We start from the raw sequence: 15536 nt of genomic DNA, 5'->3' as shown, positions 1-15536 counted from the left end.
CCGGGGAGGGGACGATGAACCTGATCCTGTTCGGGCCGCCCGCGGCCGGCAAGGGCACGCAGGCCAAGCGTCTGGTCGAGGAGCGGGGCATGGTCCAGCTGTCGACCGGCGACATGCTGCGCGCGGCTATCTCGTCCGGGTCGGAGCTGGGCGAGCGCGTCAAGGGGATCATGGCGCGGGGCGATCTGGTGTCGGACGACATCGTCATCGCCCTGATCGAGGAGCGGCTTCCCGAAGCCGAGGCCGCCGGCGGCGCCATCTTCGACGGCTTTCCCCGCACCGTCGCCCAGGCCGAGGCGCTGGACCGCATGCTGGCCGGACGCGGCCGCCGGATCGACAAGGTGCTGCGACTCAAGGTCGACGACGCCGCCCTGACCGCGCGGATCGCCAAACGCTTCGCCGAACAGGGCCGGCCCGACGACAATCCCGACAGCTTCGGCGTTCGGCTGGACGCCTACAACCGCAACACCGCGCCGCTGCTCCCCTACTATGAGGCGCAGGGAAAGCTGACGGAGCTGGACGGCATGGGTTCGATCGACGAGGTCGCCCGCGCCATCGACGAGGCGCTGGCGGGCTGAGATCGCCATCCGGCGGATGAACCGCGCCTGACCCACACGCCGGTTCGCGCGTTCAGGCGCATCGTGGTTCGATGTCCTCATGGAGCCGGTGCTGAGACTGCCCGCTGATCCTTTCGCCGACGGTCGCGGCCGCAAGGCCGGGCTGACGCTGGGCGTGATCCTGGCGCATGGGCTGCTCCTGGCCGCCGCCTCCCTGCGAGACGCGCCGCCGCCGCTGGTCGAGCCGCCGGTGTTCGACCTGACCCTGATCGCGCCGCCCGCACCGCCGCCGCCCCCCGAGGCCGAGCCCGCGCCCGAGAGCGGCGGGGGCGCCCCGGCCGCGCCCACCCGACTACGGACGCCGGAACCGCCGCCGCGTCCAGTCGAACCTGAAATCCCGCCGCCCGTCGCCCGAGCGCCTGAGCCGGCGTTGACCGTCGGGGTCGCCCCGACCGCCGATCCGGAGCCGGGTTTCGGCCAGGGCGGGGAGGGGACCGGACGCGGCGAGGGCGTCGGGGCGGGCGACGGTCCGGGCTCCGGCGTTCGCTCGCCGCCCCGGAACCTCCGCGAGCCGGCCATGATCGAACTGCGCCGCTATCATCCGCCCGAAGCCTTGCGTCGCAACGTGTCGGGGGCGGCGCTGGTCAGTTGTCGCATTCGTGAGGACACGCGGCTGGACGACTGCCGGGTGCTGGAGGAGTCCCCGGCGGGGCAGGGCTTCGGCCAGGCCGGGGTGCGCGCGGCGGTTGATCTGTATCGCTTCCGACCGGCCATGGTCGATGGCCGGCCCGACGACCGGCTGCGCGCGGTGATCGAGCTGTCGTTCGGCCGCGACGCGCCCCGGCTGGGCCGTCGTTGAACCGATCGGGCGTCCACCCGTTGACGGGCGGTGAATCCCCTGTATAACGCCCGCTTCCGCGAAGGGCGCGTCACGCTCCAGGTCTGTCGACCGGAGCGTTTTATGCGTCTGAACACGCGCATCTGGAGACATTCGTGGCCCGTATCGCTGGCGTCAATATCCCGACCAACAAGCGCGTGGAAATCGCGCTGCAGTACATCCACGGCATCGGCCCGGCGGCCGCCAAGTCGATCACCGAGAAGGTCGGCATCGAATCGGCGCGTCGCGTGAACCAGCTGACCGACGCCGAGATCCTGCAGATCCGCGAGACGATCGACCGCGACCACACCGTCGAGGGCGACCTGCGCCGCGAGACGTCGATGAACATCAAGCGGCTGATGGACCTGGCCTGCTATCGCGGCCTGCGTCACCGCAAGGGCCTGCCGGTGCGCGGCCAGCGCACCCACACCAACGCCCGCACCCGCAAGGGTCCGGCCAAGCCGATCGCCGGCAAGAAGAAGTAAGAGAAAGACCTGACCGATGGCCAAGGAACCGGGTCGCGTTAAGCGCCGCGAACGCAAGAACATCACCTCGGGCGTGGCGCATGTGAACGCCAGCTTCAACAACACCATGGTGACCATCACCGACGCTCAGGGGAACGCCATCTCCTGGTCCTCGGCCGGGCACATGGGCTTCAAGGGCTCGCGCAAGTCGACCCCGTACGCCGCCCAGATGGCGGCCGAGGACGCGGGTCGCAAGGCGGCTGAGCACGGGGTGAAGACCCTGGAAGTGAACGTCTCGGGCCCCGGTTCGGGCCGCGAGTCGGCGCTGCGCGCGCTCCAGTCCGTCGGCATGACCATCACGACGATCCGCGACGTCACGCCCATGCCGCACAACGGCTGCCGCCCGCCGAAGCGCCGCCGCGTCTAAGCCGTCCGCATATCCATTCTCCCGCCGGTTCCGCGCGCCTGAACTCAGGCCCGGGGCCGGCGAAACCCGTTTCGAGGGACACATATGATCGAACGTAACTGGCAAGAGCTGATCCGTCCCGAGAAGCCGCAGATCGACGCCGGTTCCGACCCGCAGCGCAAGGCGCGCCTGGTCGCCGAACCCCTCGAGCGCGGCTTCGGCGTGACGCTCGGCAACGCCCTGCGTCGGGTGCTTCTGTCGTCGCTGCAGGGCGCGGCCGTGACCGCCATCCAGATCGACGGCGTGGTGCACGAATTTTCGTCGCTCGAAGGTGTCCGTGAGGACGTCGTCGATATCGTCCTTAACATCAAGCAGCTGGCCCTGCGCATGCACGCCGAGGGCCCGAAGCGCATGATGCTGCGCGCGACGGGCCCGGGCGCGGTCACCGCCGGTCAGATCGACGCCCCGTCGGACATCGAGATCCTGAACCCGGACCACGTCATCTGCACGCTGGACGACGGCGCCTCGGTGCGCATGGAGCTGACCGTCCAAACTGGCAAAGGCTATGTCGCCGCCGAGTTCAACCGTCCGGAAGACGCCCCGATCGGCCTGATCGCGGTCGACGCCCTGTACTCGCCGGTGAAGCGCGTCGCCTATCGCGTCGAGCCGACCCGTCAGGGCCAGTCGCTCGACTACGACAAGCTGGTCATGGAAGTCGAAACCAACGGCGCGGTTTCGCCGGTGGACGCGGTGGCCTACGCTTCGCGCATCCTGCAGGACCAGCTGCAGATCTTCATCACCTTCGAGGAGCCGAAGGCGGCGGTCGAGGCGCAGGACGGCAAGCCCGACCTGCCGTTCAACCCGGCGCTGCTGAAGAAGGTCGACGAGCTGGAGCTGTCGGTCCGTTCGGCCAACTGCCTGAAGAACGACAACATCGTCTACATCGGCGACCTGATCCAGAAGACCGAGGGCGAGATGCTTCGCACCCCGAACTTCGGCCGCAAGTCGCTGAACGAGATCAAGGAAGTCCTGATGACCATGGGGCTCAGCCTCGGCATGGACGTGCCGAACTGGCCGCCGGAAAACATCGAGGACCTCGCCAAGAAGTTCGAAGACCAGATCTGAGTTCAACCCCTCCGCCCAGCGTCCTTCGGGTTCGCGGCAGGGGCGGTTAGAATGAGAGAGGCCCCAGGTCCGCGGCGCAGTCGTGGAAACCAGGGTTGAGTAGGAGAGACCCCGATGCGCCACGGCGCCGCACATCGCAAGCTCGGCCGCACGGTCAGCCACCGCCAGGCCATGTTCGCCAATATGGCGGCGAGCCTGATCAAGCATGAGCAGATCACCACGACCCTGCCCAAGGCGAAGGAGCTGCGGCCCTTCGTGGAGAAGCTGGTCACGCTCGCCAAGCGCGGCGATCTGCACGCCCGTCGCCAGGCCATCAGCGCCGTCCGCGACGTGCCGCAGGTCGGCAAGCTGTTCGAGACGCTGGGCCCGCGCTACGCCGAGCGAAACGGCGGCTACATCCGCATCATGAAGGCCGGCTTCCGCCGGGGGGACAACGCGCCGATGGCGGTGATCGAGTTCGTCGATCGCGACGTCTCGGCCAAGGGTCAGGATTCCGGACCGGTGCAGGACGCGGGCTTCGACGCCGACGACGCGGCCTGATCGGCCGGCCGGGCCGGAGGTTCGGCTGAAAGTATGAAGGGCGGCAGGAGCGATCCGGCCGCCCTTTGTCTTGAGCGGAGGCTTATTCCTTCGACAGGTCCTGTCGCCGGAACAGCAGGACGGCGCCCGCCAGGGGGATGACGATCCAGCCGATCAGGCTGATCCAGGTCTTGGCCAGAAGCGCGCCCTGTCCGGTCAGGGTGACCGTGTCAGGCGCCAGAGATCCCTGCAGAAGACTGACGGCATGGCCAGGGCTGGCCAGGACGGTCAGCCAGCTGTCCGGCGTCTGGCCCATCATGCTGAACACATTGGGCACGAAGAATTGGGCCACGCCGATGGCGAGCGGGACGAACAGGGCCGCCAGAAGAGAGCGGGTGAAGATCGCCGCGAGCAGGCTGAGCATCAGGAACTGGACCGTCCGCAGGAAGGCCAGGCCCCACAGCCCGAAAAGGGCGCCGACCTCCTCGCCGGTCAGGGTGAAGGTCACAGACCGTTCGAAGACGAAGCCGCGAACGGCCTCAGAGACCAGGGTCGCCACGGCCAGCAGACCCATCGCCGCGACCGACAGGCCGGTGACGACCAGCAGCTTGCCGACGATCAGCGCCGTGCGATCGCTGCGGGGACGCAGCAGGCGCCAGGTCTCCCAGCGGTAGTCGCCGGCGTAGACCGTCGCGGCGCCGATCAGCACGAACAGCAGCAGGCCCGGGCCGGCCAGTTCGGCCGCGTTCGCCAGCACGGACCCGCCCAGGTTCAGCGGACCCTCAGCCAGCATCGCCGTGATCTCGGGCGGCGCGTCCGTGTCCTGGGCGAGCCGCTCGGTGTTGGCCTTGATCACATAGGAGGCGATCACCCCGAACACGAGGGTCAGGATCGGCAGGAACAGCACGCTCCAGAACCAGGTAGTGCGGCTGTGGATCAGGCGGAACGCCTCCGCGCGGGTCGCGTCAGCCCACATGGGACACCCCCTGGATCGGTTCGGGCGCGCGCGCGACCCCGGTTTCGGTGAAGAACACGCCTTCCAGGTCCGCACCGACCCATCGGGCTTCGGTGATGTCGACCCCGGCCTCGACCAGAGCCCGGATCAGGGCCGGCGCCTCGTCGCGCGGAATGTCCGCCAGAACCGCGTCGCCTTCCAGCACGCCCTTGGGGCCGAGGCGGTCGAGGATGCGGGCGATGGGCGTGGCCTGGAGCCGCAACCGCTCACCGACCGAGGTCAGCTCGCTCACCGCGCCTTCTCGCACCAGGCGGCCCTTGTTGAGGATCGCCACGCGGTCGCAGACGCGCTGGACCTCCAGCAGCTGGTGGCTGGCGAGCACCACGGTCACCCCGTCGTCGGCGGCGAGGGATCGGATCAGGGCGCGCATCTCCTGAATGCCGGGCGGGTCCATGCCGCTGGTCGGTTCGTCCAGGATGACGAGATCCGGGCGGTGCAGCAGGGCGGCGGCGACGCCCAGCCGCTGCATCATGCCGACCGAGAAGCCCCGCACCCGGCGATCCGCCGCCGAACTCAGGCCGACGCGATCCAGCCACCGGCCGATCTCCGCCGCGTCCGGCGAGACGCCCTGCGCCCGGGCCAGCCAGCCCAGCACCTGGCGCGCGGTCAGGAAGGGCGGGAAACGCGGCGTCTCGATCATGGAGCCGGTGCGGCGAAGCGTTCCGGCCGCGTCCACGGCGCCGCCCAGAACCGTCGCCTGGCCCTCGGTCGGACGGATCAGGCCCAGCAGGATGCGGAACAGGGTGGACTTGCCCGCGCCGTTGGGCCCCAGCACGCCATAGATGCCGCCTCGGGGGATCGACAGGTCGAGCCCGTCCAGCGCCCGGACGTCGCCATAGGCCTTGGTCAGCCCCCGCGTTTCGATCACCGCTGTCATGCCGCCCTCCGCTCCGACGCCATCGGGCAGGGTTTCGGCCCCCGCGGTCAAGGGGCCCGGCCATTAAGGATCGGCAATGCTCGGCGCCGGCGATTCCCCCACCCAGCCTTGAACCGGCCCCAAAGGATCGCAGATATGCAGCCATGCCCATCAAGCCCGAGGTCGTGTCGTCGATGAAGACCAGCTCCGCCGCGCTCCTGCTCGCCCTGTCGCTCGCCGCCTGCGGTCAGGCCGACCCGTCCAACGCCCAGGACGGCGTGTTCGCCGAGAGCGAGCGGGTGGTCCCGTCGGACGCCATGGGCATGAAGGCGAGCTTCGCCCCGGTGGTGCGCGAGGCGGCGCCGGCGGTCGTCAACATCGCCGCCCGGGGCGTGCAGCGGTTCCGCGATCCCTTCTGGGGCATTCCCGGCCAGCGCCAGACCGGGTCGGTCGGCTCCGGCGTCATCGTGCGGCCGAGCGGCGTGGTGGTCACCAACAACCACGTGATCGAGGGCATGAGCGAGATCCGAGTCACCCTGAACGACCGTCGGGAGTTCCCGGCGCGCGTCGTTCTCGCCGACGCGCGCTCCGACATCGCGGTGCTGCAGTTGGAGGGCGTCAACGAGGCCCTGCCGACGCTCCGGATCGACGATCGCGAAGAGCAGCAGATCGGCGACCTGGTCCTGGCCATCGGCAACCCCTTCGGCGTGGGACAGACGGTGACCAACGGCATCATCTCGGCCCTGAACCGGACCGAGACGGGCATCTCGGATTCCGGCTCCTTCATCCAGACGGACGCGGCCATCAATCCCGGCAACTCGGGCGGCGCCCTGATCGACATGGACGGCGACCTGATCGGCATCAACACCGCCATCTTCTCACGGACGGGAACCTCGTCCGGCGTCGGCTTCGCGGTGCCCGCGACGACGGTGCGGCAGGTGGTGGATTCCGCCGTCGGCGGCGCCACCGCCGTCGTCCGGCCATGGCTGGGCGTGCAGGGCGAGACCGTGTCGGCGGACGTGGCGCGCAGCCTCGGCCTGGAACGGCCGCAGGGGCTGGTGGTGACGAACGTCTACGACGGCGGTCCGGGCGACCGGGCGGGCATCCGGCAAGGGGACATCATCACCGCCGTCGACGGCGCCGAGGTCAATGACCAGGGGGGCCTGAACTTCCGCATCGGCAGCCAGGAGCCGGGCTCGGCCGTGCAGGTCACGCTGCTGCGCGACGGCGAGCCGCGCACCGTGCGGGCGCGGGTGGAGCGGCTCCCGGGCGACCCCGACGTCGATGACGGGACGCTGATCGACAGCGGCGGTCTTTCGGGCGCGCGGATCAAGGTCAGCAACCCCGCGCTGGCCGACGTCATCGGAATCGACCCCTTCGTTCGCGGCGTCGTCGTCACCGGCGTGTCCCGCAACAGCTACGCCGCCCGGGGCGTGGGCTTGAGGGCCGGCGACATCATCCTGGAGGTGAACGGCCGTCCGGTGTCCTCGGCGGGTCAGCTGGCGGATCTGCCCCGCAGGACGCAGCTGACGGTCCAGCGGCGCGGCCAGCAGGGCATCCTGATCGTCCGCTAGACTGCGGCTTCTACGCCTTGATCGGCGCCCCGATCGACCAGCTGTGGCCGAAGGGATCCTTCAGCCGGCCGTAGCGGTCGCCCCAGAAGGCGTCGGCCAGCGGCATCTCCGGCACGGCGCCGGCGGCGAGGGCGCGGTTCCACCATTCGTCGGCGTCATCGACCTGAAGGTGCATCGTCAACCCGGTCGGGACGATGTCCGCCGGCTGGCCGTATTCGGGGAACTCGTCGGACAGGAACACCAGGGAGCCGTTGATCCTGAGCCGCGCGTGCAGCAGGCGCTCGCCGTCATCGGCCAGGTTCCGGAACAGCTCCTCGGCCCCGAAGGCCGCCCGATAGAACTCCACCGCCGCCTGGCCGCCGCGCGACGGAATGGTGAGGTAGGGGATCAGGCCGATGGGGGTCGGGGGCGCCGCTTGTGTCATGGTCGGGATAATGGCGTGGGCCCTCACGCCTCGCCAGTGGGCGCGGCGCCGAAACCACGTTGCGCCGGAACGTCCGAGCCGCTATCGACACCGCCTGCCGGAGACGTGGCCGAGTGGCTGAAGGCAACGGTTTGCTAAATCGTCGTACCCTGTAAGGGGTACCGAGGGTTCGAATCCCTCCGTCTCCGCCAGACTATCCGGCCTCACGCGTGGATGTCGGCGTCCTTGCCCTCGCGGACGAACAGCACGCCCACGACCACCGTCAGCAGGGCGATGCCGATCGGGTACCAGAGCCCGGCGTAGACGTCGCCCGTGGCCGCCACGATGGCGAAGGCCGTGGTCGGCAGGAAGCCGCCGAACCAGCCGTTGCCGATGTGGTAGGGCAGGGACATGGAGGTGTAGCGGATGCGCGTCGGGAACATCTCCACCAGCGCCGCCGCGATCGGCCCGTAGACCATGGTCACATAGAAGACGAGCACGAACAGGATCGCCACGACGAGCGGCCTGTTCACCATCGCGCTGTCGGCCTTGGCGGGGTAGCCGGCCTCGGTCAGGGCGACGGCCAGACGCGCGTCCCACTCGGCCTTCGCCGCCGCGAACTGGTCCCGGGGCAGGCTCTGCCCGTCGAAGCTTTCGACCACCTGGCCGCCGATCAGAACCCGCGCCGTCGTCCCCGCCGGAGCGGCGACGTTGTCATAGGTCACCCCGGCCCTCGCGAGCGCGCTCTTGGCGATGTCGCAGCTGGAGTCGAACACCGCCCGGCCGATCGGATCGAACTGCAGCGAACAGTCGCGGGGATCGGCGACGACGGAGACGGGCGCCGCCGCGACCGCCGCGGCCAGCCGAGGATTGGCCGCCTGGGTCAGGCCGTTGAACAGCGGGAAATAGGTCGCCGCCGCCAGCAAACACCCCAGCAGGATGATCGGCTTGCGCCCCACCTTGTCCGACAGCCAGCCGAAGAGGACGAAGAAGGGCGTGGCCAGCAGCAGGGCGATCGCCACCAGGGTGTTGGCCAGCGCCGCGTCGACCTTGAGCACCCGCTCGAGGAAGAACAGGGCGTAGAACTGGCCGGTGTACCAGACGACCGCCTGGCCGGCCGCGAGCCCCAGGAGCGCGATCAGGACGAGCTTGAGGTTGGGCCAGGCGCCGAAGGAGTCCTTCAGCGGGGTGGCGGACCCCTTGCCCTCGGCCTTCATGCGCTGGAAGGCCGGGCTCTCGCTGAGCTTGAGCCGGATCCACAGCGATACGCCGAGCAGCAGGATCGAGACCAGGAAGGGAATGCGCCAGCCCCAATCGGCGAAGGCCTCTTCGCCGACCGCCAGGCGGACGCCCAGGATCACCACGAGGCTGAGCATCAGGCCCGCCGTCGCGGTGATCTGGATGAAGGAGGTGTAGAACCCCCGCTTCCCTGGCGGGGCGTGCTCGGCGACGTAGGTGGCGGCGCCCCCGTACTCGCCCCCCAGCGCCAGGCCCTGGATCAGGCGCATCAGCACCAGGATGATCGGCGCCGCGACGCCGATGGCGGCGTAGGGCGGCAGCAGCCCGACCACGAAGGTCGACACCCCCATCAGCACCATGGTGACGAGGAAGGTGTTCTTGCGGCCCCACAGGTCGCCCAGCCGACCGAACACGATGGCGCCGAACGGCCGCACCGCGAAACCCGCCGCGAACGCCATCAGGGCGAAGATGAAGCCCGTAGTCTCGTTTACGCCCGAGAAGAACTGGGCTGTGATGATCGCCGCTAGCGAGCCGTAGAGATAGAAGTCGTACCACTCGATGACCGTCCCGACGGACGACGCCAGAATGACCATGCGGTCATTGCGATCGACCCTGTGCTCCGGGGGCCTGCCCGCCGCGACGTCGCTCATTCCGATGTCCTCCCGCGCTTTCTGTGAGCGCTAACACGCGTCGCATGACAGCACCGGCGGGGCGCGCGACGCAAGACCGCGATCAAGCCGCCGGCCGCCCGCCGTGCGCCGCTGCATTACGCCGTCGTAACTTTTTCGACGGCGGCCCCTCGGTCAAGGTGCCCCCCTCGTTGGTTGAGGGGAGTTCGAGATGTTGCGCAAGGTGATGGCGACGGCGGGCGTGGCGGCCCTGCTGTGGAGCGCGGGCACGGCCGCGTTGGCGCAGGCGGTGGAGGTTCCGCCGCTCGAGTTCACCCATCGCGAGCTGTCGAACGGCCTGGACGTCTACGCCATGCCCGACTCGACCGCCGGCACGGTGACGGTCCAGGTCTGGTACGACGTCGGCGGCAAGGACGACCCGGAAGGCCGCTCCGGCTTCGCCCACCTGTTCGAACACATCCTCAGCCGCAAGACCGTGAACATCCCCTACGGCGGGATCTCGACCATGGTCGAGGACTCCGGCGGAACGCGCAACGCCTCGACCGGCCAGGACTTCACGAACTACTATGAGACGGTGCCGCCGCAGTATCTGGAGACGATGCTGTGGACCCACGCCGAGCGGATGGCGCGCCCGGTGGTGGACCAGGCGGTGTTCGACGCCGAGCGGTCGATCGTTCAGGAGGAGCTGCGCCAGCGCGTCTATGCGCCGCCGTACGGCCGGCTGCAGCGGTTCGTCATCGGCGACAACGCCTACGACGAGTCGATCTATCGCCGCTCGGTGATCGGGTCGCTGGAGGAGCTGAACGCCGCGCAGATCGACGACGCCCGCGCCTTCCACGAGGCCTACTACCGCCCGGCCAACGCCACCCTGATCGTTTCGGGGGCTTTCGACCAGGCGCAGCTGGACCGATGGGTCGATCAGTACTTCGGCGACATCCGCAACCCCGACCGGCCGACGCCGGTGTTCGAACGGCCGGTTCCGACGCCCCGCACCCAGCCCCGCGAGGTGGTGGCCTATGCGCCGAACGTGCCGCTGCCGGCCGTGGCGGCGATCTGGCCGGGCGTTCCCGCCAACCACCCCGACACCGCCGCGCTGGAGGTGATGCAGGCGATCCTGTCTCGGGGCCAGAGCAGCCGCCTCTACCAGTCGCTGGTCTATGAGCGGCAGCTGGCCTCGTCCGCCAGCCTGTTCGCCGGCTTCAACGAGGAGGCGGGAACCCTGACCGCCACGGTGATCGTGGCGCAGGGCCAGGACATCGACGCCGCCGAGGGCGCGCTGGACGCGGAGCTGGAGCGGATGCGCGCCACGCTCGTCACCGACGCCGAACTGGCGGAGGCCAAGACCGAGATCGTGACCTCCCAGTTGCGCCAGCGCGAGACCGCGTCCGGGCGCGCCTTCATCCTGGGCCAGGGGCTGGTGTCGGAGAACGATCCGCGCGCCGCCGACCAGAACCTGGCGGCGGTCCAGGCGGTCACCGCCGCCGACGTGCAGCGGGTGGCGCGCCAGTATCTGAACGACCAGGCGCGCGTCTCCATCCGCTATCTCGATGAGAGCCAGCGGCCGGAGGGCGTGCCGGAGGACAGCTGGCGCAATCCCGCGCCGATGCCGACCTTCCTGACGGTTCCGCCCGCCGTCCTGCCGCCGAACGAGCTGAGGCCGGAGGGCGAACGCGACGCGCCCCCGGCCCCGGGTACGCCGCGCGAAATCCCCGCCCCGGCGATCGCGGAACGCACCCTGTCCAACGGCCTCCGGGTCATCGCGGCGACCTCGACCGACCTGCCGATCGCCAGCGTCCAGCTGGTCATCGGCGGGGGCGCGGCGTCCGACCCCGCCGACCGCGCGGGCCTGTCGGAGTTCACCGCCGGCCTCGCCACCCAGGGGGCCGGCGGCCGAAGCGCCGTCGAGATCGCCCGGACCCTGGAGGCCGCGGGCGCCCAGATTGGCGGGGGCGCCGGTTCGGACGGCACGGTGCTGTCGGCCTCCATGCCGATCGCTTCGGCCTCGACGGTCGCCGAGGTCCTGGGCGACGTGGTGACCGAGCCGACCTTCGCCGAGGCCGAACTGAATCGGAGCCGGACCCGCACGGTGAACGCCCTGCGCGTGAATTTCCGCCAGCCGGGGCCCATCGCCTCGGCGGTGCTGGACCGCCTGGCGTACGGAACCTCGCCCTACGGACAGACCGCGTCGGGCACGCCCGAGAGCGTCGGCGCGATCACGCGGGAGGACGTGGAGGCCTATCACGAGCGCTGGTGGCGGCCGGACAATGCGACGCTGGTGGTCACCGGCGGCATGACGCCGGAGCAGGCCTTCGCCTTCGCCGAAGAGGCGCTGGGCGACTGGCGCGCGCCCGCCGAGCCGACGCCCCAGGTCGGGCAACGCGCCGGCGAGGTCCTGCCGCCCCGGGTGATCGTGGTGGACATGCCGAGCGCCGGTCAGGCGGCCGTCACCGCGGCCGTGCCCGCGCCGTCCCGCTCGGAGGCGGCGTGGTATCCGCTGTCGGTCGCGACCGCCGTGCTCGGCGCCGGCCAGAACGGCCACCTGTTCCAGGAGGTCCGGGCCAAGCGCGGCCTCAGCTACGGCGCCTACGCCGACCTGGCCCAGCGCCGCGACCGGGCGTTGCTGACCGCCTCGACCCAGACCAAGCACGAAAGCGCCGCCGAGGTGGTCGACATCGTCCTGGCGCAGTTCCAGCGCGTGATCGACGAGCCGATCAGCGAACAGGCCGTCGATGCTCGCGAGACCTTCCTGACGGGGGGCTTCTCTCGCAGCCTGGAGACCACCGGCGGGTTGGGCGGCTTCCTGGCGAACACGGTGCAGCTCGGACTGCCGCTGTCGGAGGTCCAGGCCTATCCGCAGCGGGTCCGCGCCACCACGCCGGAAAGCCTGCGGGCGGTGGCCGCCGAGACGATGTCGCCGGACCGGGCCTATGTGGTCGTGGTCGGCGACGCCGCCCAGTTCCTGGAGCCGCTGCGCGCCGCCCATCCGCAGGTCGAGGTGATCTCCATCGACGACATCGACCTGAACAGCCCGACGCTGGGGCTGTGACCCCTGGGGCCTGGCCGGCTCGGCGGCCGGGCCCTCAGTCCTCCCTGCGGAAGTAGGCGGCGTAGGTCAGCGGCGTCGTGCCGCCAGCCGATGTCCCGAACCTCGACGTCACGAAGCCGAGGCCCTGCGGCGGCCGCGTCTCCTGCAGCGTCTGGATGATCGCCGTGTAGCCCTCGACGTCGGCGTCATTCGGCGTCGCCGCCAGGATCTCGCACAGGCTGGCGGCGCACCTGACGGTGGTCTGCGCGAAGATGCGGTCGAAATCGGGAAGCGACAGATAGGCGGCGCGCAACGCGGCCTCAGCGCCGGGCGCCCAGTCGGGATCGGCAGGTTCGCTCGACACCTGCGTGTGCAGTTCGGCGATGTTCGGGGCAAGGGTCTCGTCAGCCAGTACGACTTGCGCGAGGGGAGAGGGCGGCGGGGCCTCGGTGCGGACGCTCTGTTCGGCGAGAACGGCCACGGCGGCCAGGGTGGCGATGATCATCGGATACCTCCATCGGTCGATGCGGACGCGTCGTCTCGTCGCGTCGGCTCGGGGGGAGGCTGGCCGCGTGTCGGAGGTCGGCTCCAGTCCGATAAAGTCGTCACGATTTTCTTGGGCCAGGATCAGGCGCGCGATCTCGCGGCTGCTGCCCAGCCCGGTCTTGCGGCGGGCGGCGCGGAAACGCTCGTTGACGGCGGCCGGGCTGAGGCCTGTCAGGGCCGCGATCGACTTGGCGGTATGCCCTTCCCCGAGAAGACGCAGCAGATCGCGCTCCGTGGAGGAGAGCCGATCCAACCGCTCGTCCGGCGCATGCCCAAGGGAGTTCATGCTGTCAGGCCTACGCGCCGCCGCCCGCCGGGATCAACCGCCTTCCGCTTCGGCCTGGCCCGCGCCCTGGGCGATCGCGGCGATCCGGGCCTCCAGAGCGCGCCGGGTCTCCGGCGAGCAGTCGCTCGGCGCGGTCGTCGGGTCAGGCGGCGCATCGGTGACCAGGAGGTCCTGAACGAGGCTGGAGGCCGCGGCGCGAACGGGCGCCTCCTCGATTCCGCTCACCGCCGCCTCCGCCAGGCTCCTGGCGTCGACGTCCCGCCAGCCGCAGGTGGCGGCGGCCTGTCTCAGGGTCTGCGCCGCGCGCAGGCCCTCGACGATCTCCGGATTGCTCGCCTCGAGCGCCGCGAGGGCGGCGTTCTGGCCAGCCTCCGCCAGGTTCACCTCGCCGCATCCCGTCACGGCCAGAGCCGCGGCGGCGGCCAGGACAACAGCCTTAAGTCGCATCGGCGCGCTCCTCCTCAGGATGCGAATATTGAAGGCAGGCGGCTCTGGGAGAACGCGACATGATGCCTCCATTCCGGACGGCGCTCATCAGACCTTCCTGAGCCAGGCGGACGCCCGCGCCATGTCGTGCTCGCCAAGGTCGTTCCGATCGATGACGGTCCTGAGCGAAGTCGAAGCCTCCTCCGATCGCGCCTGGATGGCGGCGGCGATCCCTCGCCTCAGGAGCACCGCCGAGCTATCCGGGTGGGACACGGCGAGTGGTCCGAGCGCGCCTTCGGCGGCGACCGCGTCCCGACACTTCAGGTGAGCGTCGACGAGCCAAAGACGCTGTTCGTCATCCAGCGCCTCCGTCTCCATTTCAGCGAGCGTCGCTCGGGCGTCCTTCTCGGCCCCGCCCCGCATCCGCGCCGCAAAAAGGCGTTGGCGCAGCGTGTGTTCGGTCACGCCGGGCGGCTGCGTCCCCATCGCCAGCAGTTTCTCAAGGTAGCCGATCGCCGACAGGGGATCGCCCCGATGAAGGTGATACTTGGCCGTGTGCCACAAGTGTTCGGGATCACTGGTGTCGCTCGTGCGTGACGGCGTGATCGAGATGGATCGCGGGACGTGATCAAGGGGTGAGTAGGCCTTGGTGAACCGACTCACGATCACATCGACCATCTCGTCCTGGACGTGTCTGTTGTCGCTCTCGAAGGCCAGCCTGCGGTCGGACAGGGTGACCATCTCATAACTCGGGAAATAGGTGACGTCCGTGTGGGCCGAACAGAAGACGTCGGCGGCGGCGCGCTGAACGGATTTGCTGTATCCGTTGGCGGCGAGCACATCCATGTCCCGGAATGTGAGACGTAGCGGAACCGGCGAGACGCTCACGATCAGGTGGAAGTCCTCGCTCGCAATGGACTTCAAGCTCGATCTAAGTCGCTCGAGGTCGCCGAGGATATCCTCGTGATCCATGATTTCGACGACGAATCGATCAGGCGCGCGGTCGATCAGATCCGCCGGCGGCGTGGCGTTGCAGGGTAGTCCGGTCTCGAGATCCCGCCACACCTCGGCCACGCCCAGCGTGATGATCCCGATACGGGTGGACCGGAGCGTCTCAAGCTGGGCCTCGATCATGCGGGCCCATTTCAGCGCCTGGTCTCGCGATAGGCGATCGGAGCCCTGATTGAGCAACAGGTCGTACGCCGTCCCGTCGGCGCGTTCGACGAGCCTGTCCTCGCCGCCGCCGTTCAGAAACAGCGACAGCTCCGCGCACATGGCCGCCACACTGTACTTGTTGAGAAACGAGCGGCTCAGGCCGTCGTTCGCCAGCGCTTCGGCCACGCCGTCGGACAACATGAAGGTATCGAATCCACGCTCCGACAGACTGCGTTCAATGTTGCGCGCGAAGCAGGAGCCCATGGTGAAAACAGGCTCACCCGGCCGCAAGGTCGTCGGCGCTTCGAAAGTGACGTCGGCGATGGCCTCAAGCCGTGGGTCCGGCGTCCTTCCGGACGGCCACCAGCGCTGCAGGTTCTGATCCTTCAGCCGGGCGATCGCTTCCGTTCCCGGAATGACGGTCGTGGGCATCT

General features: G+C 69.6%; 15 protein-coding genes and 1 tRNA gene. 9 read left to right on the top strand and 7 right to left on the bottom strand.

Annotated elements, in window-relative coordinates; genetic code table 11:
• Window positions 1-14: 14 nt before the first annotated feature.
• From ACFFGE_RS04055 to rplQ, 6 genes are all read left to right on the top strand, one after another.
• The gene (locus ACFFGE_RS04055) at window positions 15-578 is read left to right on the top strand and encodes an adenylate kinase (protein ID WP_376834544.1); all 564 of its coding nucleotides are present in this window, start codon (window positions 15-17) and stop codon (window positions 576-578) included.
• A gap of 88 nt (window positions 579-666) precedes the next feature.
• Entirely contained in the window at window positions 667-1416 is a 750-nt protein-coding gene (locus ACFFGE_RS04050) for an energy transducer TonB (protein ID WP_376834542.1), read from the top strand.
• A gap of 134 nt (window positions 1417-1550) precedes the next feature.
• Window positions 1551-1919, top strand: a complete 369-nt coding sequence (rpsM, locus tag ACFFGE_RS04045; protein ID WP_376834540.1) for a 30S ribosomal protein S13 — start codon at window positions 1551-1553, stop codon at window positions 1917-1919.
• 16 nt (window positions 1920-1935) lie between these two features.
• The gene (rpsK, locus tag ACFFGE_RS04040) at window positions 1936-2325 is read left to right on the top strand and encodes a 30S ribosomal protein S11 (RefSeq protein WP_092309809.1); all 390 of its coding nucleotides are present in this window, start codon (window positions 1936-1938) and stop codon (window positions 2323-2325) included.
• Between the two features lie 84 nt (window positions 2326-2409).
• Window positions 2410-3429 carry a DNA-directed RNA polymerase subunit alpha gene (locus ACFFGE_RS04035; protein ID WP_376834538.1) on the top strand — a complete coding sequence of 340 codons (1020 nt, stop codon included), beginning with the start codon at window positions 2410-2412 and terminating at the stop codon, window positions 3427-3429.
• A gap of 114 nt (window positions 3430-3543) precedes the next feature.
• Window positions 3544-3969 carry a 50S ribosomal protein L17 gene (gene rplQ, locus ACFFGE_RS04030; protein WP_376834536.1) on the top strand — a complete coding sequence of 142 codons (426 nt, stop codon included), beginning with the start codon at window positions 3544-3546 and terminating at the stop codon, window positions 3967-3969.
• A gap of 82 nt (window positions 3970-4051) precedes the next feature.
• On the opposite strand, the gene ACFFGE_RS04025 is transcribed toward rplQ, so the two are convergent.
• On the bottom strand, window positions 4052-4924 hold the full coding sequence (locus ACFFGE_RS04025; protein ID WP_376834534.1) for an ABC-2 transporter permease: 873 nt from the start codon (window positions 4922-4924) through the stop codon (window positions 4052-4054).
• On the bottom strand, window positions 4914-5840 hold the full coding sequence (locus ACFFGE_RS04020; protein ID WP_376834532.1) for an ABC transporter ATP-binding protein: 927 nt from the start codon (window positions 5838-5840) through the stop codon (window positions 4914-4916). The genes ACFFGE_RS04025 and ACFFGE_RS04020 overlap by 11 nt, the downstream gene beginning before the upstream one ends.
• A 143-nt stretch (window positions 5841-5983) precedes the next feature.
• Between ACFFGE_RS04020 and ACFFGE_RS04015 the strand changes: the two genes are divergently transcribed.
• On the top strand, window positions 5984-7393 hold the full coding sequence (locus ACFFGE_RS04015; protein ID WP_376834530.1) for a trypsin-like peptidase domain-containing protein: 1410 nt from the start codon (window positions 5984-5986) through the stop codon (window positions 7391-7393).
• A gap of 10 nt (window positions 7394-7403) precedes the next feature.
• Here ACFFGE_RS04015 and ACFFGE_RS04010 read toward each other — a convergent pair whose 3' ends face one another.
• Window positions 7404-7817, bottom strand: coding sequence for a VOC family protein (locus ACFFGE_RS04010; protein ID WP_376834528.1), 414 nt, complete (start codon window positions 7815-7817; stop codon window positions 7404-7406).
• A gap of 99 nt (window positions 7818-7916) precedes the next feature.
• Between ACFFGE_RS04010 and ACFFGE_RS04005 the strand changes: the two genes are divergently transcribed.
• Window positions 7917-8008: transfer RNA gene (locus ACFFGE_RS04005), tRNA-Ser, on the top strand.
• A gap of 12 nt (window positions 8009-8020) precedes the next feature.
• Here the strand turns inward: ACFFGE_RS04005 and ACFFGE_RS04000 are convergent.
• Entirely contained in the window at window positions 8021-9685 is a 1665-nt protein-coding gene (locus ACFFGE_RS04000) for an MFS transporter (RefSeq protein ID WP_376834526.1), read from the bottom strand.
• A 190-nt stretch (window positions 9686-9875) separates the two neighbouring features.
• Between ACFFGE_RS04000 and ACFFGE_RS03995 the strand changes: the two genes are divergently transcribed.
• Window positions 9876-12710, top strand: coding sequence for a M16 family metallopeptidase (locus ACFFGE_RS03995; RefSeq protein ID WP_376834524.1), 2835 nt, complete (start codon window positions 9876-9878; stop codon window positions 12708-12710).
• 34 nt (window positions 12711-12744) lie between these two features.
• Here the strand turns inward: ACFFGE_RS03995 and ACFFGE_RS03990 are convergent, their stop codons facing one another.
• The 3 genes from ACFFGE_RS03990 to ACFFGE_RS03980 form a co-directional block, all read right to left on the bottom strand.
• Window positions 12745-13521, bottom strand: a complete 777-nt coding sequence (locus tag ACFFGE_RS03990) for a helix-turn-helix domain-containing protein (protein ID WP_376834523.1) — start codon at window positions 13519-13521, stop codon at window positions 12745-12747.
• A gap of 33 nt (window positions 13522-13554) precedes the next feature.
• Complete coding sequence (locus ACFFGE_RS03985) at window positions 13555-13968, bottom strand: hypothetical protein (protein WP_376834521.1); 414 nt, start codon at window positions 13966-13968, stop codon at window positions 13555-13557.
• An 87-nt stretch (window positions 13969-14055) separates the two neighbouring features.
• The gene (locus ACFFGE_RS03980; protein WP_376834519.1) at window positions 14056-15534 is read right to left on the bottom strand and encodes a GSCFA domain-containing protein; all 1479 of its coding nucleotides are present in this window, start codon (window positions 15532-15534) and stop codon (window positions 14056-14058) included.
• Between the last annotated feature and the right edge of the window lie 2 nt (window positions 15535-15536).

The organism is Brevundimonas balnearis, assembly GCF_042434805.1.
Taxonomy (GTDB): domain Bacteria; phylum Pseudomonadota; class Alphaproteobacteria; order Caulobacterales; family Caulobacteraceae; genus Brevundimonas; species Brevundimonas balnearis.
Note: the sequence above shows the minus strand (reverse complement) of the source record. Positions and strands in the feature narration are given on the sequence as shown.

Coding starts and splice junctions, on each gene's coding strand:
- ACFFGE_RS04055 (WP_376834544.1), top strand. CDS start 15: ATGAACCTGATCCTGTTCGGGCCGCCCGCGGCCGGCAAGGGCACGCAG.
- rpsK (WP_092309809.1), top strand. CDS start 1,936: ATGGCCAAGGAACCGGGTCGCGTTAAGCGCCGCGAACGCAAGAACATC.
- ACFFGE_RS04035 (WP_376834538.1), top strand. CDS start 2,410: ATGATCGAACGTAACTGGCAAGAGCTGATCCGTCCCGAGAAGCCGCAG.
- rplQ (WP_376834536.1), top strand. CDS start 3,544: ATGCGCCACGGCGCCGCACATCGCAAGCTCGGCCGCACGGTCAGCCAC.
- ACFFGE_RS04025 (WP_376834534.1), bottom strand. CDS start 4,924: ATGTGGGCTGACGCGACCCGCGCGGAGGCGTTCCGCCTGATCCACAGC.
- ACFFGE_RS04020 (WP_376834532.1), bottom strand. CDS start 5,840: ATGACAGCGGTGATCGAAACGCGGGGGCTGACCAAGGCCTATGGCGAC.
- ACFFGE_RS04015 (WP_376834530.1), top strand. CDS start 5,984: ATGCCCATCAAGCCCGAGGTCGTGTCGTCGATGAAGACCAGCTCCGCC.
- ACFFGE_RS04010 (WP_376834528.1), bottom strand. CDS start 7,817: ATGACACAAGCGGCGCCCCCGACCCCCATCGGCCTGATCCCCTACCTC.
- ACFFGE_RS04000 (WP_376834526.1), bottom strand. CDS start 9,685: ATGAGCGACGTCGCGGCGGGCAGGCCCCCGGAGCACAGGGTCGATCGC.
- ACFFGE_RS03995 (WP_376834524.1), top strand. CDS start 9,876: ATGTTGCGCAAGGTGATGGCGACGGCGGGCGTGGCGGCCCTGCTGTGG.
- ACFFGE_RS03990 (WP_376834523.1), bottom strand. CDS start 13,521: ATGAACTCCCTTGGGCATGCGCCGGACGAGCGGTTGGATCGGCTCTCC.
- ACFFGE_RS03985 (WP_376834521.1), bottom strand. CDS start 13,968: ATGCGACTTAAGGCTGTTGTCCTGGCCGCCGCCGCGGCTCTGGCCGTG.
- ACFFGE_RS03980 (WP_376834519.1), bottom strand. CDS start 15,534: ATGCCCACGACCGTCATTCCGGGAACGGAAGCGATCGCCCGGCTGAAG.